This is a genomic window from Paracidovorax citrulli (assembly GCF_900100305.1).
GTDB classification, from domain to species: Bacteria; Pseudomonadota; Gammaproteobacteria; order Burkholderiales; family Burkholderiaceae_C; genus Paracidovorax; species Paracidovorax citrulli.
Map to the genome: position 1 here is coordinate 159,263 of NZ_FNEY01000001.1, position 24,131 is coordinate 183,393.

General features: G+C 66.3%; 35 protein-coding genes. 19 read left to right on the forward strand and 16 right to left on the reverse strand.

Annotated features, from left to right (window positions below; translation table 11 throughout):
• Positions 1-4: 4 nt before the first annotated feature.
• The 15 genes from BLR99_RS00750 to BLR99_RS00810 are packed head-to-tail and all read right to left on the reverse strand — an operon-like array spanning position 5 to position 8,027.
• Complete coding sequence (locus BLR99_RS00750; protein WP_074686574.1) at positions 5-280, reverse strand: hypothetical protein; 276 nt, start codon at positions 278-280, stop codon at positions 5-7.
• Positions 280-555 carry a hypothetical protein gene (locus BLR99_RS00755; protein ID WP_074686576.1) on the reverse strand — a complete coding sequence of 92 codons (276 nt, stop codon included), beginning with the start codon at positions 553-555 and terminating at the stop codon, positions 280-282. Before BLR99_RS00755 ends, BLR99_RS00750 begins: the two co-directional genes overlap by 1 nt.
• The gene (locus BLR99_RS22360; protein ID WP_139160118.1) at positions 555-752 is read right to left on the reverse strand and encodes a hypothetical protein; all 198 of its coding nucleotides are present in this window, start codon (positions 750-752) and stop codon (positions 555-557) included. Before BLR99_RS22360 ends, BLR99_RS00755 begins: the two co-directional genes overlap by 1 nt.
• Entirely contained in the window at positions 749-1,447 is a 699-nt protein-coding gene (locus tag BLR99_RS00760) for a DUF2786 domain-containing protein (RefSeq protein WP_074686578.1), read from the reverse strand. The genes BLR99_RS22360 and BLR99_RS00760 overlap by 4 nt, the downstream gene beginning before the upstream one ends.
• Positions 1,444-1,896 carry a hypothetical protein gene (locus tag BLR99_RS00765; RefSeq protein ID WP_074686580.1) on the reverse strand — a complete coding sequence of 151 codons (453 nt, stop codon included), beginning with the start codon at positions 1,894-1,896 and terminating at the stop codon, positions 1,444-1,446. The genes BLR99_RS00760 and BLR99_RS00765 overlap by 4 nt, the downstream gene beginning before the upstream one ends.
• A gap of 9 nt (positions 1,897-1,905) precedes the next feature.
• Positions 1,906-2,526: a DUF3164 family protein gene (locus tag BLR99_RS00770; protein WP_074686582.1), complete on the reverse strand. Its 621-nt coding sequence runs from the start codon at positions 2,524-2,526 to the stop codon at positions 1,906-1,908.
• Positions 2,527-2,538: 12 nt separating this feature from the next.
• Positions 2,539-2,814, reverse strand: coding sequence for a hypothetical protein (locus BLR99_RS00775; RefSeq protein WP_074686584.1), 276 nt, complete (start codon positions 2,812-2,814; stop codon positions 2,539-2,541).
• Positions 2,811-3,233 carry a hypothetical protein gene (locus BLR99_RS00780; protein WP_074686586.1) on the reverse strand — a complete coding sequence of 141 codons (423 nt, stop codon included), beginning with the start codon at positions 3,231-3,233 and terminating at the stop codon, positions 2,811-2,813. Before BLR99_RS00780 ends, BLR99_RS00775 begins: the two co-directional genes overlap by 4 nt.
• Positions 3,226-3,441, reverse strand: a complete 216-nt coding sequence (locus BLR99_RS00785) for a hypothetical protein (RefSeq protein WP_074686588.1) — start codon at positions 3,439-3,441, stop codon at positions 3,226-3,228. Before BLR99_RS00785 ends, BLR99_RS00780 begins: the two co-directional genes overlap by 8 nt.
• Positions 3,438-3,611, reverse strand: coding sequence for a hypothetical protein (locus BLR99_RS22970; RefSeq protein ID WP_170838008.1), 174 nt, complete (start codon positions 3,609-3,611; stop codon positions 3,438-3,440). The genes BLR99_RS00785 and BLR99_RS22970 overlap by 4 nt, the downstream gene beginning before the upstream one ends.
• Complete coding sequence (locus BLR99_RS00790; RefSeq protein WP_074686590.1) at positions 3,598-4,041, reverse strand: hypothetical protein; 444 nt, start codon at positions 4,039-4,041, stop codon at positions 3,598-3,600. Before BLR99_RS00790 ends, BLR99_RS22970 begins: the two co-directional genes overlap by 14 nt.
• Positions 4,038-4,703: a hypothetical protein gene (locus BLR99_RS00795; RefSeq protein WP_074686592.1), complete on the reverse strand. Its 666-nt coding sequence runs from the start codon at positions 4,701-4,703 to the stop codon at positions 4,038-4,040. Before BLR99_RS00795 ends, BLR99_RS00790 begins: the two co-directional genes overlap by 4 nt.
• The gene (locus BLR99_RS00800) at positions 4,700-5,452 is read right to left on the reverse strand and encodes an AAA family ATPase (RefSeq protein WP_017439224.1); all 753 of its coding nucleotides are present in this window, start codon (positions 5,450-5,452) and stop codon (positions 4,700-4,702) included. Before BLR99_RS00800 ends, BLR99_RS00795 begins: the two co-directional genes overlap by 4 nt.
• 59 nt (positions 5,453-5,511) lie before the next feature.
• Entirely contained in the window at positions 5,512-7,722 is a 2,211-nt protein-coding gene (locus BLR99_RS00805) for a Mu transposase C-terminal domain-containing protein (RefSeq protein ID WP_074686594.1), read from the reverse strand.
• Positions 7,719-8,027, reverse strand: a complete 309-nt coding sequence (locus BLR99_RS00810; RefSeq protein ID WP_211481571.1) for a helix-turn-helix domain-containing protein — start codon at positions 8,025-8,027, stop codon at positions 7,719-7,721. Before BLR99_RS00810 ends, BLR99_RS00805 begins: the two co-directional genes overlap by 4 nt.
• 141 nt (positions 8,028-8,168) lie before the next feature.
• Here BLR99_RS00810 and BLR99_RS00815 point away from each other — a divergent pair, with 141 nt between their 5' ends.
• The 19 genes from BLR99_RS00815 (at position 8,169) to BLR99_RS00895 (ending at position 23,806) form a co-directional block, all read left to right on the forward strand.
• Complete coding sequence (locus tag BLR99_RS00815) at positions 8,169-8,891, forward strand: XRE family transcriptional regulator (protein WP_211481572.1); 723 nt, start codon at positions 8,169-8,171, stop codon at positions 8,889-8,891.
• A 57-nt stretch (positions 8,892-8,948) separates the two neighbouring features.
• Entirely contained in the window at positions 8,949-9,503 is a 555-nt protein-coding gene (locus BLR99_RS00820) for a hypothetical protein (RefSeq protein WP_074686600.1), read from the forward strand.
• A 151-nt stretch (positions 9,504-9,654) separates the two neighbouring features.
• Entirely contained in the window at positions 9,655-10,266 is a 612-nt protein-coding gene (locus BLR99_RS00825) for a glycoside hydrolase family protein (RefSeq protein ID WP_074686602.1), read from the forward strand.
• Positions 10,267-10,383: 117 nt separating this feature from the next.
• Positions 10,384-11,013 carry a hypothetical protein gene (locus tag BLR99_RS23325; RefSeq protein ID WP_233427196.1) on the forward strand — a complete coding sequence of 210 codons (630 nt, stop codon included), beginning with the start codon at positions 10,384-10,386 and terminating at the stop codon, positions 11,011-11,013.
• Positions 11,010-11,408 (forward strand): hypothetical protein, encoded by a 399-nt coding sequence (locus BLR99_RS00830; RefSeq protein WP_233427197.1) that lies wholly within the window; start codon positions 11,010-11,012, stop codon positions 11,406-11,408. Before BLR99_RS23325 ends, BLR99_RS00830 begins: the two co-directional genes overlap by 4 nt.
• On the forward strand, positions 11,408-11,905 hold the full coding sequence (locus tag BLR99_RS00835; RefSeq protein ID WP_074686606.1) for a DUF1804 family protein: 498 nt from the start codon (positions 11,408-11,410) through the stop codon (positions 11,903-11,905). Before BLR99_RS00830 ends, BLR99_RS00835 begins: the two co-directional genes overlap by 1 nt.
• Position 11,906: 1 nt before the next feature.
• Positions 11,907-13,577, forward strand: a complete 1,671-nt coding sequence (terL, locus tag BLR99_RS00840; protein ID WP_074686608.1) for a phage terminase large subunit — start codon at positions 11,907-11,909, stop codon at positions 13,575-13,577.
• Positions 13,577-13,756: a hypothetical protein gene (locus BLR99_RS00845; RefSeq protein WP_074686610.1), complete on the forward strand. Its 180-nt coding sequence runs from the start codon at positions 13,577-13,579 to the stop codon at positions 13,754-13,756. Before terL ends, BLR99_RS00845 begins: the two co-directional genes overlap by 1 nt.
• Positions 13,757-13,758: 2 nt before the next feature.
• On the forward strand, positions 13,759-15,252 hold the full coding sequence (locus tag BLR99_RS00850) for a phage portal protein (protein ID WP_074686612.1): 1,494 nt from the start codon (positions 13,759-13,761) through the stop codon (positions 15,250-15,252).
• A 147-nt stretch (positions 15,253-15,399) separates the two neighbouring features.
• Positions 15,400-16,191 (forward strand): DNA adenine methylase, encoded by a 792-nt coding sequence (locus tag BLR99_RS00855; RefSeq protein WP_074686614.1) that lies wholly within the window; start codon positions 15,400-15,402, stop codon positions 16,189-16,191.
• 5 nt (positions 16,192-16,196) lie between these two features.
• Positions 16,197-17,123 carry a putative phage head morphogenesis protein gene (locus tag BLR99_RS00860; protein WP_074686616.1) on the forward strand — a complete coding sequence of 309 codons (927 nt, stop codon included), beginning with the start codon at positions 16,197-16,199 and terminating at the stop codon, positions 17,121-17,123.
• A gap of 152 nt (positions 17,124-17,275) precedes the next feature.
• Entirely contained in the window at positions 17,276-18,097 is an 822-nt protein-coding gene (locus tag BLR99_RS00865) for a hypothetical protein (RefSeq protein ID WP_139160120.1), read from the forward strand.
• Positions 18,098-18,199: 102 nt separating this feature from the next.
• Entirely contained in the window at positions 18,200-18,469 is a 270-nt protein-coding gene (locus tag BLR99_RS00870; RefSeq protein ID WP_074686620.1) for a hypothetical protein, read from the forward strand.
• Positions 18,466-20,808 carry a phage major capsid protein gene (locus BLR99_RS00875; protein ID WP_074686622.1) on the forward strand — a complete coding sequence of 781 codons (2,343 nt, stop codon included), beginning with the start codon at positions 18,466-18,468 and terminating at the stop codon, positions 20,806-20,808. Before BLR99_RS00870 ends, BLR99_RS00875 begins: the two co-directional genes overlap by 4 nt.
• Positions 20,809-20,914: 106 nt before the next feature.
• Entirely contained in the window at positions 20,915-21,598 is a 684-nt protein-coding gene (locus BLR99_RS00880; RefSeq protein ID WP_074686624.1) for a hypothetical protein, read from the forward strand.
• Positions 21,599-21,612: 14 nt separating this feature from the next.
• Positions 21,613-22,095: a hypothetical protein gene (locus BLR99_RS00885; RefSeq protein WP_233427198.1), complete on the forward strand. Its 483-nt coding sequence runs from the start codon at positions 21,613-21,615 to the stop codon at positions 22,093-22,095.
• Between the two features lie 2 nt (positions 22,096-22,097).
• On the forward strand, positions 22,098-22,607 hold the full coding sequence (locus BLR99_RS00890) for a hypothetical protein (protein ID WP_074686628.1): 510 nt from the start codon (positions 22,098-22,100) through the stop codon (positions 22,605-22,607).
• Positions 22,604-22,786 (forward strand): DUF7210 family protein, encoded by a 183-nt coding sequence (locus tag BLR99_RS22365; protein WP_139160121.1) that lies wholly within the window; start codon positions 22,604-22,606, stop codon positions 22,784-22,786. Before BLR99_RS00890 ends, BLR99_RS22365 begins: the two co-directional genes overlap by 4 nt.
• A 3-nt stretch (positions 22,787-22,789) precedes the next feature.
• Positions 22,790-23,806 (forward strand): phage tail tube protein, encoded by a 1,017-nt coding sequence (locus BLR99_RS00895; RefSeq protein WP_074686630.1) that lies wholly within the window; start codon positions 22,790-22,792, stop codon positions 23,804-23,806.
• Between the two features lie 84 nt (positions 23,807-23,890).
• Here BLR99_RS00895 and BLR99_RS22975 read toward each other — a convergent pair whose 3' ends face one another.
• The gene (locus BLR99_RS22975; protein ID WP_170838006.1) at positions 23,891-24,124 is read right to left on the reverse strand and encodes a hypothetical protein; all 234 of its coding nucleotides are present in this window, start codon (positions 24,122-24,124) and stop codon (positions 23,891-23,893) included.
• Positions 24,125-24,131: the final 7 nt, after the last annotated feature.

Here is a 24,131-nt window from a genome sequence, read left to right on the forward strand (position 1 = left end):
GGCTTTAAACGAGGGAGGAGAACAGGCTGCGCTGCCCGGTCGCCAGGTGGCAGGATGGGCAGTGGTGGCGGTTGATGGCGATGCGGTGTGCATGGGCTTCGCACAGCGCCGCGTCGCAGGTGCTGCGAGGTTCGACGGCGCTGGGGCCGTCGCACAGGTATTCGCTGGGCGCCATGCAATGCACCTGCTCGCCCTTCACCAGCACTCGCGCGCTGCAGGGCGGTGGGAGCTTCGTGCCCCGCACATGCACCAGGCCGGTCTTCAGGCGGTAAAAGGGCATCACGACCTCGGCAGCCGGAGGGGCTTGCTGGGGTCGGGCATGAGCCCGCCCGGCGGCATGCGCAGCTGGTTGGCGCGCACCAGCGCGAACGACACGCGCGGCTGTGTCGAGGCAACTTCGTAGACGAAATCCCCGTCGTCGTAGTGGTGCTCGCAGTCGAAGGCGTCCTGCAAGATTTCCGCGGCCTTGATCGCCTTCGCGGCTGGTAGCAGGTAGTGGTTGTAGCCGATGGTCAGGCAGGCCATGGGCACGGGTTTTGGGGGCGTGCGGCTCATCACAGCTCCTTCGAAGAATCGTCATCCAGCAGGGTTACTGCGGTGGCCTCCGCGGCGTCTGCCAGGGCCTGCAGCTCGTTGACGCAGAACTGATCGAGGTCTTCCCACTGACGGGACATGTCGAGAATCTGCTCACGCATCGTGCGCAGGCGGCGAATGTGGCGCGAGGCCAGTTGCTTCTTGGTGGGTGCGCTCATGACAGCAGCCCTCTTGCCGGCTCGCCGCCGACAGCGTGGTGGAGCTTGGCGTCGCGGCCTTCGCGCCAGCCCGCGGCCAGGTGGCCGTCCACCTTGCGGCGCTTGGTCACGTTGCGCACCTTGCCCGGCTTCAGCTCGCCGTGCTCGCGCTCGATGTAGGCCAGCAGCAGGGCCTCATTGGCGGCAGGGCGTGCGAAGGCACTGACCTTGTCCCGCACCGCGGCCACCCAGCCCAAGGCGAACGCGTCGCCGCGTGCTGTCTTGGTGATGGGCTTGCAGTTCTTCGGCTGCTTGGCGATGTGCGCCAGGCGGGCACGAGCGCACTGGCGCAGCAGCACCTCACAGGCGTAGCCCGCCACGGTTGGTGCGGCGTCGATGCCGACGAATACCCAGTGACGCGTGCGGACGAAGTTGCCTGCGCTGTTGTAGCGGCCCTCCAGATGGCCGAACTGCTCGCAGCCGAAGGCGTCTGCCACCATGCCCACCAGACTCAGCTCCCACGCGTTGGCAGCGGTGGAACAGGCCTTCACCTTCACTTCGCTCACGTCCGCAAGGGAGATGTCCTGCTCGCGCAGATCGAACTGCTCCATGAGCTTTTGCGCTTGGCGCAGCGCCGCAGCCGCTTCGTGCTCGTTCGCGCTGCGGCCCAGCGCCAGGCACTTTTTAATTTTCTTGAGTGCTTCGTCGCGCGTCATCGCGTACCCCCTGCCTGCCGATCGCGCTCGAGCGCTCGGCCCTGCTCTTCGCCCTGCACGTAGATGGCATGCAGAGCAGCGCGCGACACCACCACCACATCACGCGGCTTGTCCGTGCGCTGGTCGAGCACGCGGGAGTCTTCCCACAGCGCGTGGTCGATGTACGCGGCGGCGCGGCGAGACCGAGCGGCGGTGCGCTCCTCGGCCGTCTCCTCTCGGCGCAGGAACGGGTGCACGATCCAGGTCCAGATGCCGAGGAGCGAGGTGAGCGTGAAGCCCAGGTACTGGACGAACATGGCCCAGTGCGCAAAGCCGTGGCTGAACACCAGCCATGAGACGTTGCTGCCCAGGTAGGCCACGAAGCCCCAGCCGGCCCACCGCCCGCGCAGCGCGAGCAGCACGGTGCCGGCCAGGCCGAACGCAGCGCCGAAAATTTCAGCGAAATGCATGCTGCCCCCTCAGAGCGCCGCCACGTCGAGGACGATGGGGCGGTAGGCGCCCGACGCATCGCGCTCGTAGAAGCGGATATAGGGCTTGGAGCTGGCGACCTTGATGCTGTCGCTGATCGCGTCCATGGCGCGGCGCCACGTCTCGTCTTCGATCTTCAGCCGCCGCAGGCCGAGCACGCGATCCTTGTTGATCTTGCCCTGCTGGTCGACTTGGAACGCGTCGTTGACCAGCACCTTGATGTTCGCGTTGGAGCCCTTGCTCCAGCCCTGGATGCATTCATCGATCAGCACCTTGGCCGCCATGAGGCGCTCGTCGAACATCAGCGTGTCCTGCACCTGGCGCACCACCTTGTAGCGGCCATCGAACGAAAAGAGCGTGACGTTGCCCTTCTTGCCGCCGGTCTTCACGTCGTACTCGGCCAGGCTGCGGTCGATGAAGTCCGCCAGCTCCAGCATCGCGGCCGACTTGAACGAGATCAGCTCGTCGCGCTGCTTCTTCGCGGCTTCGCACAGGTCGGACACCGTGCGGTGGCGGTCCTTGTCGATGTCCTTGATCTTCGAAACGGGAATGAGCGCGCCATCGGCGTCAGCCCAGTAGCCCTTGGGGATGGTGATGGTTTCTTCGGTCATGAAAAAGTCCTTTCAATGGATGGCCGTGCCCATGCGCCCCTGGCCGAGTTGGCGCTGCACGTTGAGGATGTGGATGGATGCTTCGCTCATTGCGGCAGCTGCGACAGGAACCTGATCGAGCAGCCCCAGGTGGGAGGCGCAGTTGATGTAGGCGGTCACGAGCGCGTCGAGAGCCACCCCTGCATTGGTCGCCTGCAGAGCGCAGGACAGCAGTTGCTTCGAGAGCGCTTCGACGGCCTCGACCTTCTCGGCATCAGACATCGCGGGGCGGGATTGGTCGGTGCTCATGCTTTCGGGCTCCTGTGGGTGAAACGCCTGTCGCCGATCAGGCTGGGGTGGCGCTGGTGGTCCAGGGCGCCAGGGCGGTAGTTGGTCGGCGTGGGCCGGTAAACCGTGCTCATCACGTCGCGGCGCGGAGGCGGCACCAGCTCGGTGTCGGTGCTGGGCGGCTGCGGCATCGGGGCGGGTGCATCCGTGCCTGGCAGCAGGCGGCAGGCCGGGGTGACGGCATAGACGGTGCCCATGCGCTCGGTGTATTTGGAGACCACGAAGACGCCGCGGGACAGCGTCTCCATGTGCTCCTCGATCTCGCGCTCGGTGAATGTCGGCGCCCAGTGGCCGGTCAGGCGCAGCACGCTCCACCAGCCCTTGTCGGCGCGCAGGAAGTTCCAGAGCTGCGCCGTATCGCGGGTGAGTCCCTTAGACATGGGTGCCTCCTCGAACGAGCTGCAGCAGGTGCTTGTGGCTCAGGCCGACGAAGTCGCAGTAGTCGCGTCGCGCGTCGAAGATCGCCAGCCGGCGGGTCACCCCGTAGGCGCGCTGGATGCGACGCGCGCGGCGGATGATCCAGCGTAGCGGCGGGCGCTGGTAGGCCTGCTCGGGCGCTGGCAGTTGGAGGGCGAGGGCGTGGCTCATCGTGTGGCCTCCGCGGTGCGCTTCCCGATCTGCAGGGCCAGTGCATCCCGCTCGGCGCGAAGCTGTGCCATGTGCATGTTGTGCAGGGCGCGTTCGCGCTGCATCAGCACGCGGGTGCGAAGGTAGCGGCGCATGAGCCACCGCTCACGCATGGATTTAAAAAGCGACATCAGATGCCTCCTGGGGTTGAATCGGGATCACCTTGCGCGGCGAAGGGGCGCGCTCGATGGGCGGGGCACTCGCAGCGGCGTGCGGGCACTTACGGCAGGCCTGCCAGTGCTGCATGGCACGGGGCCGGCCGGTGGGCGGGTCGCAGTGGGCGAACGCGCGGCACTCTTCGGCGGTGATGACCCGGCTCTCGCCGGCCTGCTCGGTGAGGTGAGGGCAGGCGTAGCGGCCGAACGTATGCACGATCCGATCCGCCACCTTCGCGGTGCTGGCCCGGCCGTCGCCGTAAGGGCCGGTGCCGTTGATGACCATCGACAGCGTGGTGCTGGAGAGCCCGAGCTGCTTGGCGATCAGCGTGCGCGTCACGCCGCCCGCGCACCTCGACATGAGCAGCGCGTACCAGGGCTCCTGCATGTAGGGGCGCTCGGTCATGCATGCGCCTCCTCAGCCTTCGCCTTGGCCTCTGCCTTGGCCGCGGAATGCGCGCGGATGCGCTCGGCGGCTTCTGGCGTGTGGACTTCCGGCGGAAACCTTCCGGCGCTGCCCACCAGCACGTACTGGTAGGCCCTGCCCACGCGCCTCGCGCCGACCTTGACCAGGTCGGGCGCCACGGCATGCCAGGCCGAGAGCAGCTTGCCGATCGCCTTCTTGAGCGGCCGGAGGTCGGCCCCGGCGTCGCCCAGCACCCCAGCGGCCTCATCGGCGGTGAGGGTGGTGCGCGCGCGCAGCACGGTCCAGAGCCGCGCGGGCAGCGCGTCGGTGCGTGGCCGGCGGTTGATCGCCGCCATCGTCTCGGCGCGCTTCTTGGACGTCGCCTCCATGTGGGCGGCGCGGGCTGCTTCGCGACCCGCTGCCGTCAGCTCCCAGGCCGCGGGGCGCGCTGGGTTCTGGTTGGCGCGCGTGTCGCCCGCGGCGGGCGGCGCGGGCTGGATCATCCCGGCGGTCTGCAGCAGTTGGCAGGCACGGTGGCCCGTTTTGGTCTCGAGGGTCGGCGTCCATTCGACCAGCTCGGCGACCGTGAAGGCGCGCGGCCGGCGGGCCAGATGCTGGCCCAGCGCGACGAGTGCGTCTCGGCAAAGCCAGAGGTGGGTCATGCTGCGTCACCTCCCAGCGTGGGCGCGCGGCGGCCCAGGCTCTTGCCGCTGAATTCGGTGCACAGCGCGCGCCGCGCCACGTGCTCGAGCGTGATGCGCTCCCAGCGGTTGGCATCGGCCCAGGCTTCGAGGTTGGCGATCGCGCCGAGCACCAGGCGCATGCGGCCGGCGCTCTGCTCCAGGATGATCGGCAGTACGGCATCGTCGATGGCGACCGTGCTCTTGGCGGTGACCGTGGCCTTGACGTCCGCGAGCGACAGCGGCTGCAGCTCGACCACCTTGGCGACGCGGCTGGCGATGTGGCCGTGGCGGGCGACCTTGAGGGCGAATTGCTCCATGCCCACCAGGAAGCACATGGTGCCGGTGATGTCCGTGATGTCGCGCACCACCTCCAGCAGGGAGGCGGTGGAGCCGACCAGGAAGTCGGCCTCGTCGATGATCATGGGGACCATGTCCACGGCCAGCTTGCCGATGATGCGGGCCTGCACTTCCTGGTTGCGGCCCGTCTTGGACACGCCCATCAGGTCGGCCAGCTCATCGAGCATCGCGCGCTTCGTCCACGTCGCCTTGGCGCGGACGAAGATCCAGCCGCTGTCGGTGGCCCAGCGCTCCGTCAGCTCGGACTTGCCGATTCCATACGGCCCCTTGACCAGCACCAGGCCCGCTTCGCGCGCGCCGCGGCGCTCCACCAGCTTCTGCGCCTCGGCCAGGCGGCGGAAATTTTCCGTTTTGACGAACCCTGTCTTCATGGAGTGATTCCTCTTCGTTGATCTGCTGTCTGCTGCTCTGCGACCGGCTTACGCGGGACTCACAGAGCGCCTTTAAAAACCTGCTGTGGATCGCGTGGCCATCCAAGCCCGCGCCCCTCGTAGTAGTCGGCCAGGGACTCGTAGTCGTCGCTGGCGACGTAGTCCTGCACCCAGCGCCTGTCGCTCTCGTCCCAGGCGTCGCGGTGGCCCATGAGCCACTCGTAGCGCTCGCCCAATGAGTCGAAGAAAGGCCTGCCCGAAGCCGCTTGCGCGACCTCGACCCCGGAGGAAGGGAGGGAGGAGAGGGAGGGAGAGGCCTCCGGGATGGAGGGCACGACCACGAATGGCGCGCTCGGCTCCGGCAGGGAAAGGGGGGCGGGCTGGACGATGGTGCCCAGCTCGCGCAATGCGGTTTCGATCTGCTGCTCGCGGCGCTTGACCGTCGCGGCGACGCGCTTCTCCCGGGCGATCTGCACGACCGCCTTGGGCATGAAGTCGATGCGGTTGGCCTGCCACTGCGCGTCGCAGATGTACTCGCCGTCCAGGCTGTAGATGCGCACCCACATCGGATCGTGGATGTCGTAGCGGACGCTGACCTCGCGGCCGTCGACGTCACGGCGCATCAGCTCGGGCGCCTGGTACTCCTGATTGAACAGCGTGACCTGGCCGCGCTTGGCGGTGCGCAGGACCGCGGGCATGAACAGCTCGCGCAGCTCCACCTGCGAGGGCTTGTGCTGCAGGCTCGCGTCGAACTTCGCCGCCCAGGACTCGTCGGGCGTCATGTGCTTGCCGTCCGGCCGCTTGGGCAGGCTGCGGTGGCGGTGCTGGCCGTTGTACTCGGCCACCATGCGCTCGATCTCGTCGATGAATTGCGCCCAGGTCGGGCACTTGGTCGAGAGGCGAACGACCTCGCCCGTTTCTTGCGCCCGGCGCAGGGCGCGCTGCTCCTTCGCCAACTCGGCCGCGACCTTGCGAAACTCGCCGCCGTCGACGTCGGAGCCTTGGAAGCTGCCGAACTTGCGTGCGGCGTTGATGGCATGGGTCTGCCACGAACGCTCGATGATCCCGCGGGCCTGCGGCTTGCCTGGGATGCCTGTGCGGTGGTCAATGCCCAGGCGCTTGGTGAAGCCGTCGACGGGGCAGTCCATGGCCTTGGCGGTTTCGCCGCTGCCGTTGTCGGTGTAGAGCACTGCAGGGATGCCGTGCTGCGCGATGGCGTGCCGCAGCGCGTCGCCCACGGCGAGCACATTCTCGGAGAGGGACACAGACCAGCCCATGATCCGCCGGGTGGCGGCGTCCAGGACGAGCGTCAGTTCAGGGGCGAAGGGAGAGCCATGGTCGGGGTGGCGTACTTTCGCCTTGAATTGGTGGCCGTCCATGACGAACACATCCAGAGGCGATAGGCTGCTGGTGTCGCGCTTTTTGAAGGGCAGCCGCACGTCGCGCTCGCTGCCGCTGTGGCGGGCCTTGATGAGCGCCACGCTCGCCTCAGGCGACGTGCCCAGCTTGTCCAGTGCGCGACGTGCACGGGCGTAGAGCGCGCGCCAGGTATCGAACTCGCGTCCGAGCTGGCGGGTAACTTCCTTGGCCGCGCCGCTCAGCTTGCGGAAGCGCGCGTCGCGGGAGTGGTACAGGCCCAGCACTGCGGCGACGTCCTGGTCGACATGGGTGGAGGCTGCGGCGGACGCGGGCGCAGGCAGTAGTCCCCACCAGCCCTCGGCACGGTAGATGGACAGGTAGCGCTCCAGCGTCCGGGCGCTGACCAGGTCGCCGCGGGCACGCTGGCTTGCGGCGCGGGCGGTGGCCTGCAGTTCCTTCGGAGCCTCGCCGCTCGCCAGGCGCAACGCCAGGATGGCGCAGGCCTTTTTGACGCCGTGGATGGCTTCCAGTTCGAGCACCTGGTTGATCAGCACCATGCGTGCATCGGCGCAAGCCTTGTCGTGGTCGCTGGGCGGGCGCCGGCCAGGGGCCGGGGCGGGCAGCGGTGCGAGCGGTACGGGCGGAGGAGCGGGCGGCGCGAAGGAAACCAAAGGTGCCGGCTCCACCAGGGCCAGGGCTTGGCTGCCGCTGGTGCTGATGACGCGCGCGGCCAGGGCTGCGCGAGTTTCTGCCGGAAGGCCGGACGGGTCGTATTCGAGGCCGCCGCCGCCTGCGCTGCCAGGGCGTGGGCGAGAGGACGCTCCGAGCGCGACCAGCTTGTCCCGGGTACGGCGTTCGGACGTGGGCATGCCGGGCAGGCCGGCAAGTTCGCGGGCGGTCAGCCAGGTCATGCCTGCACCCCCGCAGCCCGAATGCGCCCGTTGCGGCTCACGGAGATCTTGGATGTCCGATTCTTCGCTCTCTCCCTAGACACCTCATACCGGCTCGGCCAAATCTCCTCGGCGCGCAAGCCCAGAGCAGCAGCGACGATCTGTTCGGCCGCCCACCAATGGGTCGTCAGCACGCGCTGAAAGTGGGAGTAGCCGTGGGTTCTTGCCAGTTTCCGAAGACTCACACCCTTCTTTTCGAGTGCAGCCTTTACGTCGGCTGGGTGCCAGTCCTTCGGTTGCATACATTTTTGTGTGTCCATGGCCATGATTATGAACACAAATATGTGTTCTCGGCAACCTTTCAAGTACACCTAGAGGTGCATGGGACACATCTAAAAATGCTTGCCGCAGACCCGGGATTGATTTAGGTGCTTCGCCGCGTCATGGCTGCATGTTTTAATGTGTCCATGGACACACTAAAAAGTGCAGCGCCTCACCCTTCTGATGAGGTGCGGGATACCTACGCGTCGGCACTTGGGGATCGCATCCGCAAGTGCCGCGGCACTCTGACGCGCGAAGATTTCGCACGGCGCCTCGAACTGCACGTCAACACCATCGGCAAATTCGAGCGCGGGCTCACGGTCCCCGACGCATTCGTACTTTTGCGCATGGCGGAGGTCGGAGGGTGCCAAGTCCAATGGCTGCTGACGGGGGAGGAGCCCACCCCCAGCGTGCCGAAGAACATTCGCGCGGTCGAAGTGGGAAGCTATGTCTTCGTGCCGCACTTCGATGTGCAGCTCTCGGCCGGCCATGGCGTGTTCGCTGATGTCGAGACGGTGCTCGCCATGAGACCGTTCGACGCCAAGTTCATTCGTCAGGAGCTGGGCATCTCCCACGACGACCTCGCGCTGGTGTCTGTGGTGGGCAACTCGATGGAGCCCTACCTGCGATCACGCGATACCACCCTGCTTGATCGGCGTGCAAACGATGTCGGCGCGGAGGGAATTCACGCGATTCGGCTTGACGGAGCCTTGATGCTGAAGTTCGTGCAGCGCCTGCCTGGCAAGGTCTTACGCGTGAGCAGCGCCAATCAGGACTACGCGCCCTTCGAAGTCACTGGCACCGAGGAAACCGAGCGAGACTTCGCGGTGTTGGGTCGTGTCAGGTGGGGCGGCGTGACCTTCAACTAAGAAGGAACGCCAGCCGCATGTCGGTACACGGGAGAGCTTTTTTAAAGAGAGGGAAAAATGAAACGGGATGCACAGAGAGGGTATGTGGTCTGGGTGGTGCTGCTGGCACTGGCGGTAGCAGTGATTGGCGCATGGCGCTACAGCGAGCACCGAAGCCGGGAGCGGTTGGCCGCGCAGCAGGCGCAGGAGGCTGCGGCAAAGCGAGCCCAGCAGGCACGAGTCGACGAGGAGCGAAAGGTGCTGGAGCAACGTAAAGCACAGGAGCAAGCGCAGAAAGATGCGCTAGCCTCGTCACTGAAGGCCATGGACACGTTGGTCGCCCGCTGGGACGATGCGGTGAAGGTCGCATCGACAACCGGCCGCATCGCGCTCTCCGGGCCAGTAGCCACGCTGCAGGCCATCAAGCGCGAAACCGAAGGGGTCACCGTGCCCCCTTGCTTGGATGCTGGGAAAGCGGGTTTGCTGCGCAGCATGAGCAGCACGGAGAAAGGCTTTCTCACGTTCATGCGCAACGAACTCAACCTGGGTAGCACCCTGGCACAGAGTGACTTCGATGAAGCCTCTGCAGCGATGGAGATCTACAAGCGCGGGCGTGCGGGATGCCCTGCTTGACGCGCATGCCTACGATCGCGGCGGGGATGCGATTGGCCGCAGACTTGTCGTCCAGGTTCGGGCCGTGATAAGGTAGTCCGCTCCATATCGAGTGCTCGGGCCGACCTATGTCGGCCTTAGTTTTTTGGAATCTTGCCGCGACAGTCGCAGCATGCATTTCCGCTCTCGTCGTCGCCTTTTCGGGCGCATCTCCGGCCGCCAGCTCGTAGCGCTGCTCACGCTGTCAGGCGCTGGCCTGGTCGGCATCGTCACGCACGAAAGCTACACAGAAAAAGCCATCGTCCCCACGCAGGGCGATCGGCCCACCGTGGGGTTCGGGAGCACGTTCCATGAAGATGGCTCTCCCGTGAAGCCGGGCGACACGACCACGCCCGTGCGTGCCCTCATCAAGACGCAGGCGCACATCAGCCGCGACGAGCAGGCCTTCCGCGCATCGCTGCCGGACGTGGCTCTCTACCAGGCCGAATACGACGTCTACATGGACTGGGTCTACCAGTACGGCTCCGCGGCGTGGCGCGCGTCGGGCATGCGCCGCGAGCTGCTCGCGGGCAACTACGTGCAGGCCTGCGACGAGCTGCTCGCATACCGAAAGCTCACCAGCTCGCGCAAGGAAGGCCCCGGCTGGGTCGTGAGCAAACAGGGCGCCCAAGGCCGCCCGATCCGCTGGGAATTTGATTGCTCGACGCCCGGCAACAAGGTGTGCCGCGGGGTGTGGACGCGCCAGCTCGAGCGCCACAAGAAGTGCATGGAGGCGCAGCAGTGAGGGCCGCCGTGATGCGCACGCTGCGGGCCATCGCCGGGGCACTCGTCATCGGGGCCTGCGCGCTCGGCCTGGCCGCCATGTGGGCGGTCGGGCAACTGCCGCACTGAGGTCGATGCCATGGCAAACCGCCTCCTGATCGCCCTGATCCTCGCGCTGGCTCTCATCGGCGCGGGCTACCGCTGGGGCCACAAGGCCGCTGACAACGCGTGGGCTGCGCGCAAGGCCCGAGACGATGAGGCCGCACAGAAGGCGCTCGATGCGGAAACCCGTCGAGCCGACACCGCCACGTCCACCTATCTCCAAGACCACCGTGACCAGGCAGACCGCTATGACGCCCTCGACCTCCGCTACCAGGCGCTGCTTAAGCGCACTCCGCTCGTGGTGTATCGGCCTGCGCCTGCAGGCGCTGCCGGTGCAGTCAGCAGCCCCGCAGCCCCTGCGCCTGCCGCGCCCTCGGGGGGGGTGCCGCTACCTGCTCCTCCCGATGCTGCTGTGCCTCATCTCACCCTGGCTGCTGTCCGGGTGTGGAACGGCGCCCTCACCAGCACGGACGCGCCTGCAGGTGCCTGCGGCGCTACTGCAGCCACCGAGGGAGCCGGTCCTGCTTGTGCCGAGGACTCCGGCCTCACGCTCGACGACGCCTGGGCCAACCACCGCGCCAACGCGCGCAGCTGCGCCGACGACCGGCAGCGTTACCGCGCCTTGATCGACTTCATCCAATCCACACCAGAAAGCCGCCCCCAATGAGCGATCCCACGAAGCCCGACGACAGGAAACAGGAGCTGTTGCTGCTCGGCCAGATCCACGGCATGGTGCAGTCGCTGCAGACCAGCCTGGATCAGCAGACCCGCCGGATGGATCGCATGGAGGCGAGCCAGGAGGAGCGACACCGCTCCAACGAACAGCGCATGGAGCAGTCGGAGGCCCGCCAGCAGGAGCGCCACAAGGCCAACGAACTGCGGATGGACCGCGCCGAAGAGCGGCAGGAGGAGCGCCACGTAGCGATCGACGCGCGCCTGCGCGTCGTCGAGCAAAAGGCGGCGATTGCCGGTGCTGTTAGCGGCTCGGCCGTGTCCATCGGCGTTGCGCTCGCGATCGAAGGGTTGAAGCAGTGGCTGGGCCGCGGGGGGCTGGGTCAGTAATGGCACACGCGCAGGAGAAACGCACCCAACTACGGGGGCTGTACACCTACCAGCGCCTGCCGATGGAGGCGGCCTGCAAGAAGCTGGGCGTGCCGCGCAGCACCGCAAACCGCTGGAAGGCTGAGGCGCTCGAGAAAGGCGACGATTGGGACACCGTGCGCGCCGCCATGGCCCTGGGCGACGACAACTTCGCGTCGTTGTCGAAGAAGCTGCTGGAGGACTACCTGGTGCAGCACCAAGCCACCATGGATCAGCTGCGCGAGGCCACTGGCATGAGCGCGCGGGATCGGGCGGAGACGCTCGCGAGCATGTCTGACTCGTTCAACAAGACCATGGCCTCCTTCAAACGCCTCGCGCCCGACCTCGACCGCCAGGCCGTGCAGATCGACGTGCTGCAGCGCTTCGTCACGTTCGCGCAGGCCCGGTTCCCGCAGCACCTGCAGGCGGTAGCTGAGATGCTGGAACCCTTCGGGGAAGAACTCGCGAAGGTGCGCTGACATGGCGAAGAGTCCCAAGCAATTCTTGGCCGACCTGGCCTCGCTCGCCGATGGCCTGCGCCGCCAAATCGACGCCAACCTCGACGGCTGGGACATGAGCCCCGAGGCCATCGCCGAGCGTCGCCGCAAGGTCTGCGACCCTGTGAGTGGCTACGAGTATTGGGACCGCAACTACTTCCCTCACTACGGCCGCGCCGAGCCCAGTGCGCTGCACCTCTACCTCTACAAGCGACTGCCCGAGATCATCGCGAGCAAGTCGGGCCAGCGCGATGCACTGGCCGCACCCCGCGGCGAGGCGAAGTCCACGAAGATCAGCATGAGCTTTGTGGCTTGGTGCGTGGTCACGGAAAAGCTCTGGTATCCGATCATCGTGATGGACGCCTTCGAGCAGGCAGCGGAGATGCTGGAGGCCATCAAAGCGGAGCTGGAGGCGAACCCGCGCATCGCGGGAGACTTCCCCGAGGCGTGCGGCCAGGGACGCGTCTGGCGTGCGGGCGTCATCGTCACGCGCAACGGCCGCAAGGTGGAAGCCTTCGGCTCGGCCAAGAAGATCCGAGGTCGCCGTCATGGAGCGCATCGCCCTGACCTTGCGGTGATGGATGACATCGAAAACGATGAGAACGTCACCACGCCGGCCCAGCGCGACAAGCTGCAGAAGTTCGTCACCGCGAGCGTCCTCAACCTGGGGCCGCCGGACGATTCGATGCACGCCATCCTCGTCGGTACGGTGCTGCACTACGACTCGGTGCTCGCGCGATTTTTAAAGAACCCGCTCTGGAACAAGAAGGTGTTCAAGGCCATCATCAATTGGCCGGAGAACATGCACCTGTGGGAGCAGTTCGAGGGACTGCTGCTGGGGGCCGACACGCCGCAGCGCGGCGAGGCCGAGGCCATGGCGCTGTACCGCCAGCACCAGGCGGAGATGGACAAGGGCGCAGTGGTGAGCTGGCCCGCTCTGCGCCCGCTGGTCAAGCTGATGATCCGCCGCGCGCGTGAAGGCCATGCGGCATTCGACTCGGAGCAGCAGAACGATCCGGTGGCGGGCGAAGATGCGCCTTTCGCGAACAGTATTCGCTTTTGGGTCAACCGCTTGGCCGAGTGGATCTTCTACGGCGCTTGCGACCCCAGCCTGGGCCGGGCGGGAAACAGCCGCGACCCCAGCGCTCTCGGTGTTGGCGGATACCAACGCGCGCTGGGCATCCTCGACGTGGTCGAGGCCCGCATCAAGAAGCGCACGCCCGACCGCATCATCAGCGACCTCATCGAGCTGCAGAGCGAGTACGGCTGCATTGTGTGGGGCGTCGAGACGGTGCAGTTTCAGGAGTTTCTCCGCACCGAGCTGGTCAAGCGCAGCGCGGAGGCTGGGGTGCCCGTACCGGCGCGGGGACTCATTCCCATCGCCGACAAGCTGCTGCGCATCGAGAGCCTGCAGCCGCACATGCACAACGGGCTGATCCGCTTGCACTCCAGCCAGACCACGCTGATCGACCAATTCCGCCATTTCCCGAAAGCGGATCACGACGACGGCCCCGACATGGTCCAGATGCTCTGGATGCTGGCCGTGACCGGCGGCGTTGCCGCAGCAGCTCAGGGCGGCAGCTCCCACCAACCCCAATCCGCGCGAGAGCGCTTCGCGCGCCAGGCGGCGCGCATGTTCAGAAAGCAACGATGATGACCGAAGCCCAACATGCCCTCCTGCTCATCCGCGGCGCTATCGCGGGCCTGCCCGAAGCCGACCGCCAAGGTGTGGAGCTGGCCGCAGCCAAGCTGCGCGAGGTGGTTCTGCACCACAACGACCACGGCCAGTTGGCGCTCGCGCTGGTGGGCGCAGAGCAGGATGCGGAGGCCTGAGCATGCGCATGTGGGACCGATTTAAAGCATGGGCCGGCGCGCAGCTCGAGCCCGTGGCCACGGCTGCGCCCGAAGCCACGAGCCCGGTGCGTGAGGCGGCATCTGCCCAGGGCCAGGGCGATGGCGATCACTGGCGGCGCCTTGGTGGTGACCTCGCGAGCATGAACGACCGCGACCTGGCGCCCATGGCACAGGACCGCATGCAGAAGCTCGCCGAGTACCTGTGGCAGAGCAACCTGCTCGCCAACCGCCTGGTGGAGCTGCCGCTGGCCTACCTGCTCGCCGAGGGGGTCACGCTCCAGTGCAAGGACCAGGAGCACCAGAAGCTGCTCAATGCCTTCTGGTCGGACCCCATCAACAACTGGCCGCTCAAGCTGCAGTCGCGCGTGCGGGCCTACAGCCTGCACGGTGAGCAGTGCTACATCGCCCATGTGCGCGATGGTGACGGCTTCGTCCGCCTCGGGTACCTGGACCCGCGCCAGATCGCTACCGTGGTCAACGACCCCGCGAATCCCGAGCAGCCCATCGGCGTGGTCACCAAGCGAGACAGCCGTGGCCGCGTGTACAAGTACCGCGTCATCGTGCTCGGCGACGACGACAAGCTCTTCGACGCCAACACTGTGCGCATCAGAGCCGAGGACTTCGCGGACGGCGACTGCCTGCTCTACCAGGTCAACAAGCTGCCCAGCGGCAGCCGAGGCCGCAGCGATCTGCTGGGCCAGATGGACTGGCTGGACGCCTATGACGACTTCCTCTTCAGCGAGCTGGATCGCATCGGATATCTGCGCTCGTTTGTGTGGGATGTGACGATGACCGGCGCCGACGAGGCGGCTGTCACGAAGTTCGAGAAGACGTTCGTTCCGCCCGGCCCCAACAGCACGTTCGTCCACAACGACACGGTCAAGCTGGAGGCCAAGACGCCCGATCTGCAGGCAGCGGACACCACCCAGAGCGCGCGGCTGCTGCGCAACCATGTGCTGGGAGGCAGCACCACGCCGGAACACTGGTTCGGCGGGGGTGGGGATGTGAACCGCGCAGCGGCCACGGAGATGGGCGAGCCCACCTTCAAGATGTACAGCATGCGGCAGAGCGTGCTCAAGCTGATGCTCGAAGAGATCGGCCGCTACGTGCTGTGGTGCAAAGCTCAGGCCCGCGGCGAGACACCCGACTGGGCCAGCGACGAATGGCAGGTCACGGCGGTCTTCCCCGAACTGCTCAATCGCGACGTCACGAAGTTCGCGGCCGCGATGCAGTCGGTGGCCTCTTCGGTCATCTTGATGATCGAAGCCGGCCTGCTGACGGAAGAGACCGGACTCAAGATCGTGGCGGACGTGGCGCAGCGATTCGGCCAGGACTTCGACGCCAAGACGGAACTGGAGTCGGCGCGAAAAGAGCGCGATGACCGCAAGCGAGCCCGCGCTGCTGAGGACGTCTTCAGACCAAGCGCAGATCCGCAGGCGGCACAGGCCCAAGGCGAAGGCCAGGACCAGGAATAGAAAAAAGACGGGCGACCCTGGAACGGTGCTGTCACACCGCCCCAGAACCCCAACATGCAGAACAGGCTGCAAGCCGGCAAGGCCCGCCACTCTCGCGAGAGCGCGCTGAGCCTACCAGACTTTTAAACAGCTAAAAGGCTTGCAAACATGGCATCCCCTATCGTCCCCTGGATCGGCGGCAAACGCCGCCTGATAGACCTCCTCCTGAGCCGTTTCCCGGCGCACAAGTGCTACGTCGAAGTCTTCGCGGGCGGCGCTGCGGTGTTCTTCGCGCGCAACCCCGCGGACGTCGAGGTGCTCAACGACGTCAACGGCGACCTGGTCAACCTCTACCGCGTGGTGACACACCACCTGGAGGAGTTCGTGCGGCAGTTCAAATGGGCCTTGACCTCGCGCCAGGTGTTCCGGTGGCTGCAGGAAACGCGGCCCGAGACGCTGACCGACGTACAGCGCGCGGCGCGTTTTTTCTACCTGCAGCAGCAGTCGTTCGGGGGCAAGGTGGCGGGCCAGACCTTCGGCACCGCCACCACGGCGCCGGCCATCAACCTGCTGCGGATCGAGGAGTCGCTGTCGGCGGCGCATCTGCGCCTGGCGGGTGGCACCTACATCGAGCAGCTCGACTGGGCGGAATGCGTCGACCGCTACGACCGGCCCCACAGCCTTTTCTACTTAGACCCCCCGTATTGGGAAACGGAAGGGTATGGCGTGCCCTTCGAGTGGGCGCAGTACGAGCTGATGGCCGCCAAGCTCAAGGCGATCCAGGGCAAGGCCATCGTCAGCATTAACGATCACCCGGCGATCCGCGAGTGCTTCGCGGGGTACGCGATGGAGGCGCTGACCCTCGACTACACAGTGGGCGGCGGCGCCAACCGCGTCGAGCGCGGCGAACTTGTCATCTACAACTGGGACTACCAGGCCGAGCCCGCCGGGCTCTTTTAACCACCATGGCGACCCCCGAGCAGAAGAACTTCGAGGCCGCCCTGCGCGAGCGCCTGGCCGAGCGTGCCAAGCTGCTGCTGACGGGGCAGACGCAGGTGGTGCAGACCCTGGCGGATGCCCGCGCGCAGATCCTCGGCGTGCTCGCGGGCATGCCCAGCGACTGGCAGCAGTGGCAGCTCCAGCGCCTGCTTGGGCAGATCGAAGGCATCCTGCAGGCCGCCACAGGCCGTGCCGGGACCGCCTTCGATCTGCGCATGCAGGATGGATGGCGCCAAGGCGAAGATCTGGTGGACAAGCCGCTCGGTGCCGCCGGGCACGCGGTGGAGATGCGCCTGGCCGCCCTTGATGTGGGCGTACTCAAGCAGATGCAGGCCTTCGGCCGGCTGCGGCTCAAGGACGTTGGAACCGAGGCAACCACCAAGATCGGCCGCCAGCTCGGCCTGGTGACCATCGGCACGCAGACGCCCTTCGAGGCGATCAGGGCGGTGCAGTCGATCCTGGGCGCCGAGACGGACCGACGGGCGACCACCATCGTGCACACCAGCGTCAGCCAGGTCTTCGCCGTGGCTGGCAAAGAGCGCCTGGCACAAGCCGCGCCGCTGGTGCCCGGCTTGGGCAAGCAGTGGCGGCGCAGCGGCAAGATCCACAGCCGCTGGAACCACGACCTCATGGACGGCCAGGTCGTCGACGCCGGCAAGGATTTCAAGGTGCCCAACCCGCGCGGGGGCTTCGACATGATGGCGTGCCCACACGATCCCAAGGCGCCGGCGGAACAGGTGATCAACTGCGGGTGTATCTCCATCCCCTGGATGAAGAGTTGGCAGGTGCTGACGCCGGGAGCCAAGCCTTTCGCCCGGAGAGAGCTGCAGCTCGATGGCCGCAAGGCGGCGCTGGATCAGGCGGCGAAAAACGCGGGTCGGCGAGTCGAGTAGTGTGCGGCCCTCTACAACCGTTTAAACGGGCTGGTTGCGGCAACCCCCTAAGGATTCCCTGTTCATGGCCTTGGCTGGCGATTTAAAGGGGGTTTAAAAGGGTAGGGGCAGGGTCAGGATCACTCACAATCATGGTGAACATGGAGGGAGTCATGAAAGAGTACTGGGAAAAGTTTTCTAGAGACATCGGCAAGCCGGTCCTGGCGATGGTTCTTACCATGACGTTCGCGCTTGCACTCTGGTGGTTGTGGGCTGCATTCGGAGTGCAGTGGACCAAACAATTTGCTTGCCCTTCGGATGCCACTTGTGAACAACTAGGCCAGGTAGGTGATCTTTTCGGCGGCGTCAACGCTCTGTTCGCTGGCTTAGCCTTTGGCGGCGTGTTGATCAGTATTCATATCACGCGAAAGGCGCAGTTTGAGCAGCGGCAGCTCGATAGAGACGAGAAGATCCTCGGGCAAATCTGCAGCTCGTATCAGTGGGCCTATGACGTACTTGCCGAAGGACGGGAAACCGAGGATGCCCCTCCAAAAGCTGACCGCCTATCTTGGTTGATAGCCGCCCGACACCTGCTTCGCGCCGAGAAGCTAACCGACTCCCTTCGCACAGAGCTATTTCAAACAATGCAAGCTGAGCAAGAGGAATACTGGAGAACGAAGTTCTACAAGCTGCTCAACCACAAGGAGTTGAGCAACTATCAGTACTATATGAACCCTTCAGAAGTGAACTTCAACTTAGACGCCCGCTCGGTGTTCGTCGTCGCTGAGTTCACTCGATGGGTGCCCAGTCGCTACGACCCAATCGACAGCATTGATCTCGTGGAGGCCGATCCCGACTGGACAAGATCGACGGTTGGAAGGGGGCTCGAGAAATACATTATCCGAGCGAATCCCCCATTTGGGCTCCAGATCGCGGAGCGTCACCGTGAGAAAAGGGAAGAGAAAAAGAGGAAAAAGACGAACTCGCATCAATAACTAGGTGGGCCGACATATGTCGGCCTTAGTTTTTTGGTGCCCCCCCGGCACAGTCACTCCACCGCCGCCGCGCCTGTGCGGCCTACCTGGATGGAGTGATGCATGTCCGATACCAAGAGCCCGGCCGAGCAGCCGGCCGCACTCAAAGAACTGACCTCCGCCGAGGCCGCCAAGCGCGTACAGCGCAAGGTGGTCGAGCGCGTCGAGGCCAAGGGCGAAGACGGAAAGCCCGTCCCGCAGGTGCGCGAAAAGCGCGTGCCCGTGAAAGCCGATGAGGTGCTGTCCTTCCGCGACTACGGCACCTATGTCGTCGTCGTCACGCGCGACGGCCAGAAGCTCTCCAGCCTCGACTCGGAAGCCGCGGCGCGATGATCAAGCTCCTGCCCGCCGGCACCGGCTATGCGCGCCTCACCGAGGCCGTCACGACCGAGTACGGCCAGCTCATCGACCTGGTGCGCCAAGCTGTGCGCGACAAGCTGCGCCTGACGGCCAACAGCGACTACTACGTGGACGTGCGCGGCATCTGGCCCGAGCGCGTCGTGGTCGGCTACAAGGGACGGCTCTACAGCTACCCCTACACCATCGCCCAGGACAACACCGTCGCCGTGGGTGAGGCGGCCGAGGTGGTCGCCGAATACAACCCCGTGGGTGCGGCATCAGCGCCCGCTGCGGCGCCGGCCACCGCTGCGGCCGTGCGCGAGGCTGTGGCGCAGGACGTCACCGCGCAGTTCTGCGAAGCCAAGGACGGCTCCATCGAGGTCACGCTGATCCGGGCAGGCCGCAGCGGCAACCGCAACTACTACCCGGATGCGACCCTGCGCGAGGCCGCATCCATGTTCGATGGCGTACGCGTGTTCGCCAAGTCGGACGCCGATCACATCGCCGGCAAGGGCAAGGACGTCCGCAACCTGATCGGCGGCATCTACGGCGTGCGCTTCGTGGAAGGGCAGACGCCCGACACGGGCGCTCTGGTGGGCACGTTCAAGCCGCTCAACCCCAGCGATGCCGCGGTCATGAAGATGACCGAGGCCGTCAAGCGCGGCATGCAGAGCCTGCTGGGCCTTTCCATCGACGCCACCGCGCGCACCAAGCCGCGAAAGGCGGGTGCCGAGCAACTGCGCGAGGCAGTGAAGTTCCTGAAGGTGGACTCCGTCGATCTGATTGTCGAGCCGGGCGCTGGTGGCGGCCTGGATCGCCTCGTAGAAGCCGCCACCGATTCGATCAACTTTCAAGGAAACGCAATGCCTCTCTGGAAGCAACGCATGCTGGAGGCCATCAAGGCCAAAGACCCGGTGAAGCACGCCGCCGTGAACGTGGAGTCCGCCACCGACGACGAAGTGACCCAGCTTTACGAAGCCGTGTGCGGCCCCCTGGTGCCGCAGCCCGGTACCCACCGCGTCGCAGGAGCGCAGGACGCGCCACTGACGCGGGCCGATCTGCAAGTGTTCGAGCTGCGCGGCGCTGCGCGCGATCGCATCGCCGCGGCCAAGCTCCCGCAGGTCGCCAAGGATCGCCTGCAGACGCAGATCGCGACCGCGGGCGCCGATCGGCTGACCGAGGCCGCCGTGGGCGAGATGATCAAGGCCGAGGGCGACTACATCGCCCGCATGACCGAGAGCGGCGCCGTGCGCGTGCCGCTGTTCGGCGAGGGCTCCATCCAGGTGGGCGATCGCAGCCTGACCATGCGGGAGATGCTCGACGCGTTCTGGGACCCCAAGCACAAGGATCACGGTCGGGTGCAGTCCATCAAGGAGTGCTACATCGAGATGACGGGCGACCGCCTGGTCACCGGCCGCGTGCGCGACTGCGACCGCTCGCGCCTGGCCGAGTCGCTCGGCTCCGATACGCTGGACCAGGTGCTGGGTGACAGCATCACCCGGCGCATGCTGGCCGAGTACCGCTCCGCGGTGGACTTTGACGGCTGGCGCCAGCTGGTCAATGTCGTGCCCGTGAGCGACTTCCGGGTGCAGCACCGCACGCGCTGGGGTGGCTACGGCGATCTGCCAAAGGTGGCGGAAGGTGCCGACTACCTGCCGCTCACGAGCCCCACCGACGAAGAGGCTACGTACAAGGCCGAAAAGCGCGGTGGCACCGAGGAGCTGACCCTCGAGATGATCAAGAACGACGACGTGGGCGCCGTTCGCCGCATCCCCACGAAGCTCTCGCGCGCCGCCAAGCGCACGCTCGCCAAGTTCGTGTTCGACTTCCTGCGCGCGAACCCGGCGATCTACGACGGCAAGGCGCTGTTCCACGCCGACCACGGCAACCTGTTCACGGCGGCGCTGGACAAGACGTCCTTGGGCGCCCACCGGCTGGCGATGCTCAAGCAGAGTGAGCTGTCGAGCAATGATCGCATCGGCATCACACCCACGCGGCTCGTCGTGCCGGTGGAACTGCAGGAAGCCGCCGTGGACCTGTTCCGCCTCGCGACCAACAACGAGAAGACGTTCATCCAGTCGCTGGTCATGAACATCATCCCGGTGTGGTACTGGACCGATGCGAACGACTGGTGCACCGCCGCCGACCCGGCCGACATTCCCGGCATCGAGCTGGGCTTCCTGGATGGCCGGGAAGAGCCCGAGCTGTTCGTGCAGGACTCGCCTACCGTGGGCTCCATGTTCGCGGCCGACAAGCTGACCTACAAGATTCGCCACATCTACGGCGGCGCGGTGACCGACTACCGCGCGTTCACGAAGTCCGTAGTGGCCTGATCGGCCTTACTCCGACCCGCCCCACCCGGGGGCGGGTTGGCAAAGGCGCTGCTCCCGAGCGGAGCCTTTGCCAACCCCGCCGACTACCACCCAAGCACCGATCCTCATGGCCCTGGCCGACATCACCGCACTGCTCGACGACCTCGCCCGCGACCAAGGCTCCGTCCTGGCGCCCGAAGCCCGCGTGCGTGCCCTGGAGGCTGCGCGGCTGCAGTACAGCAGCGACCACCCACGCGCGCTGCCCGAGGACTTGACCTGGCTGCCCGACTCGATCGGCCCCAAGCCCACCGCCTGGACGGAGCACGCCTGGATCAAGTCGGCCGAGTACCCCATCGGCCGCGACCCTGTGTCGCTCGTCGACGTGTCTGCCTACCTGGGTCCGTCCGGGACGCAGCTCCTCGCAGCGACCTACGTGCCGGCCGGCGCGGTCGTGCGCGTGACGATCATGGCGGAGCATGAGCTGTCTGCGACGGCCGACACCATCCCCGCCCGCCACCGATTGCCGGTGGCGCAGTACGCGGCGCACCTGCTGTGCCACCAGCTCGCCACCCACTACAGCGCGCAGCGCGAGGCCGCAATGGGCTCGGACGCCAGCATGACGGAATCCCGGGCGCGCCAGTTCGCGGACCGCGCGCGCGAGCTGCGCACGGCGTACTTCGCCGGGGTCGGATTGCCTGACCCCTTCAAGGCCGGGGCCTCCTCCAGCGCACCGGGCGCCGCAGCCGCGGCGGTCGTGAGCTGGCCGTCGCGCAATCCGCGCCACAGCCTGGTGCGGCGGGGCCTGCTGTGAACCTGTCGATCAACATGGGTTCGCTCCAGTCGTTCCAGCGCGGGCTGCGCGAGGCGCCCGAGTACACCGACCAGGTGCTCCTGTCCGCAATGACCGAGGCCACCCTGCTGCTGCAACGCGAGTGGCAGGAGCGCCTGCCGCGTGCATCGGGCCTCACGGCGTCGAGCATCACCAGCGACGTGGCAAGCACGCCCGCGGGCGTTCTGGGCATCGTGGGCAGCAGCCAGCCGTCGGCGCTCTTCGTCGAGCTGGGTACGCGCCCCCACATGCCGCCTGTGGCCGCCATCGAGCCGTGGGTGCGTGCTGTGCTCGGCATCCGCGAGCCCAAGGACGTCAAGCGCGTGGCCTTCCTGGTCGCGCGAAAGATCGCCGAGGAGGGCACCCCCGCGCAGCGCCCCATGGCGCGCGCTGCGCAGGCCACGGAAGGGCAGATCGTGGCGATGTTCGAACGTGCGGCCGACCAGGTCGCGAAGTATTTGGAAGGGACCGCATTGTGAGCATGCCGAACACCCTGGCCGCATCGCGCTCCGCGTTGCAGGCCGTCCTGCAGGCCGTGCCCGCCGTTGGTGTGGTGCACGCCTGCGAGCGCTTCGCGGAGGGCGAAGAGGCTTTTAAAAAGGCCTACCTCTACACGCACGCCGACCCGGCCGCCGATGCCTTCGCCGCAGCCCCGCACATCCGGGGCTGGTACATCCGGCGCACAGCCACGGCCGAGGTCACGGCCAACGGACGCGTCCTGAACGAGCACACCTGGCTGGTGCGAGGCTACCTTGCCTTCCGCGACGCCATCAGCAGCGAGCTGATCTTCGACGACCTGGTCGAGCGCATGCGCGATGCGGTGCGCGTGGACGGCTCCCTGGGCCTGCCTGGCCTGCTGGGCTCAAGCGTCGCCGATGAGCGTGGCGTGCAGGTCGAGAGCGCCGGGCCGGTGTACTTCGCGGGCGTGCTGTGCCACAGCGCCGCCCTGCGCCTCAAGACCCGCAACTGGGCGGAATGGAGGAAGTCATGAGACCCCGGCAAAGGACACAGGCAGCGCCCCTGCCAGCCGCGGACCTGGAGCGCGTGGTCCTGGACCGCGAGCACGAACACCAGGGCAAGAAAGAGCCCCCTGGCACCGAGCTGCTGGTGCACCCCGAAACCGCCCGGTGGCTGCGTGCTGCCGGCGTCATCACAACCCTGAAGGACTGACCCATGACCACCTCTTCCCAGATCATCAAACGCATCTTCTCGCCGACCGCGCTGGTGGGCCAAGTCTACGCTCGCGAGCGCGGGACCACGCAGATCCCGATGCCGCTCGGCAACGTTCTCGAGCTGGAGCTGACGCACAAGGAAAACGTGATCAAGCAGCCGGACATGACGGCCCTGGGCGGCGGAACGCACGCGGAAATGCGCCGCGTGGAGGAGGTCGAAGTCAGTATGAAGCTCGCGGACCTCAACGTGACCAACCAGGCCCGGTCTATGCTGGGCACGGTGCGTGGGGTGGAAGCCGGCTCGGCCAGCAACGAGGCCCACACCGTGATGCGTGGAGGCCTGCTGCGTACCGAGCACATCAACCCGAAAAACGTGGTGGTGACCAAGGGCACGACGCCCGGAACTGCCTCGGTGACCGACGAGGAGCACCTGGCCGTCACCAAGGGCACGCTGGTGCCGCTCGATCATCTGACGTCCGCTCCCGCCTCGAACGTGACCGTGCGGGCCGGCACGAGTAGCGCTACCGCCACGCTGCTGTCGGCTTCGGGCAACTACACCGTGGTGGCCGGTGGCATCCAGGTGGCGGCCAATGCACCGGACGTGACCGACGGCACGGGCTTCTGGGTTTCCTACACCTACGCGACCGTGGGCACGGTCGTGCCTGCTACTGGCAACTACGAAGTGCGCCCGGCCGGCGTGTACATCCTGCCCGAGGCCGCTGAACTGGCTGACGGCGACCAGGTCAAGCTGGGCTACACGTTTGGCAGCTACGCGGTCATCGAAGCCCTGACCACCAAGGCCAAGGAGCTGGAGCTGATCTTCGAGGGGCTCAACGAGGCGGACGACGGCAAGGCCAAGATCGTGGAGATCTGGCGTGCCAGCCAGGGTGTGGCCTCGGCCATCGGGCTGCTGGCGGACAAGGGCTTCGCAAGCCTGCCCGTGACGGGCGCAGTACTCAAGGACGATACCAAGACCGGGGAGGGAATCAGCAAGTACTACCGCGTGCGCACGGTTTAAAAGCTGCGCGTTTCCTCTTCCCCAAAAGCAAAGGCCGACATACGTCGGCCTTATTTTTTTGCCCGTCGCGCGAGACAGTAGCTGTCATGGCGAGCTGGAAAACATGCGCGCCAGCAGCAGCGTAACCCATGCGCCCAGCGCGAAGCAGACCACCAGGCCGAGCGCCATTCCGATGGTCACCAGCCCACCGGCAGCGGCAAGGAACGCGATGCAGAGCAGGAAGAGGATAAAACGCGGCATGTCCGCATTGTAGGAAAAGATGGCGGACAGGCAAATCTCGACAGAGCTGAAGATTGGCGTGACAGGCCGGGAGTCCATCACGGGC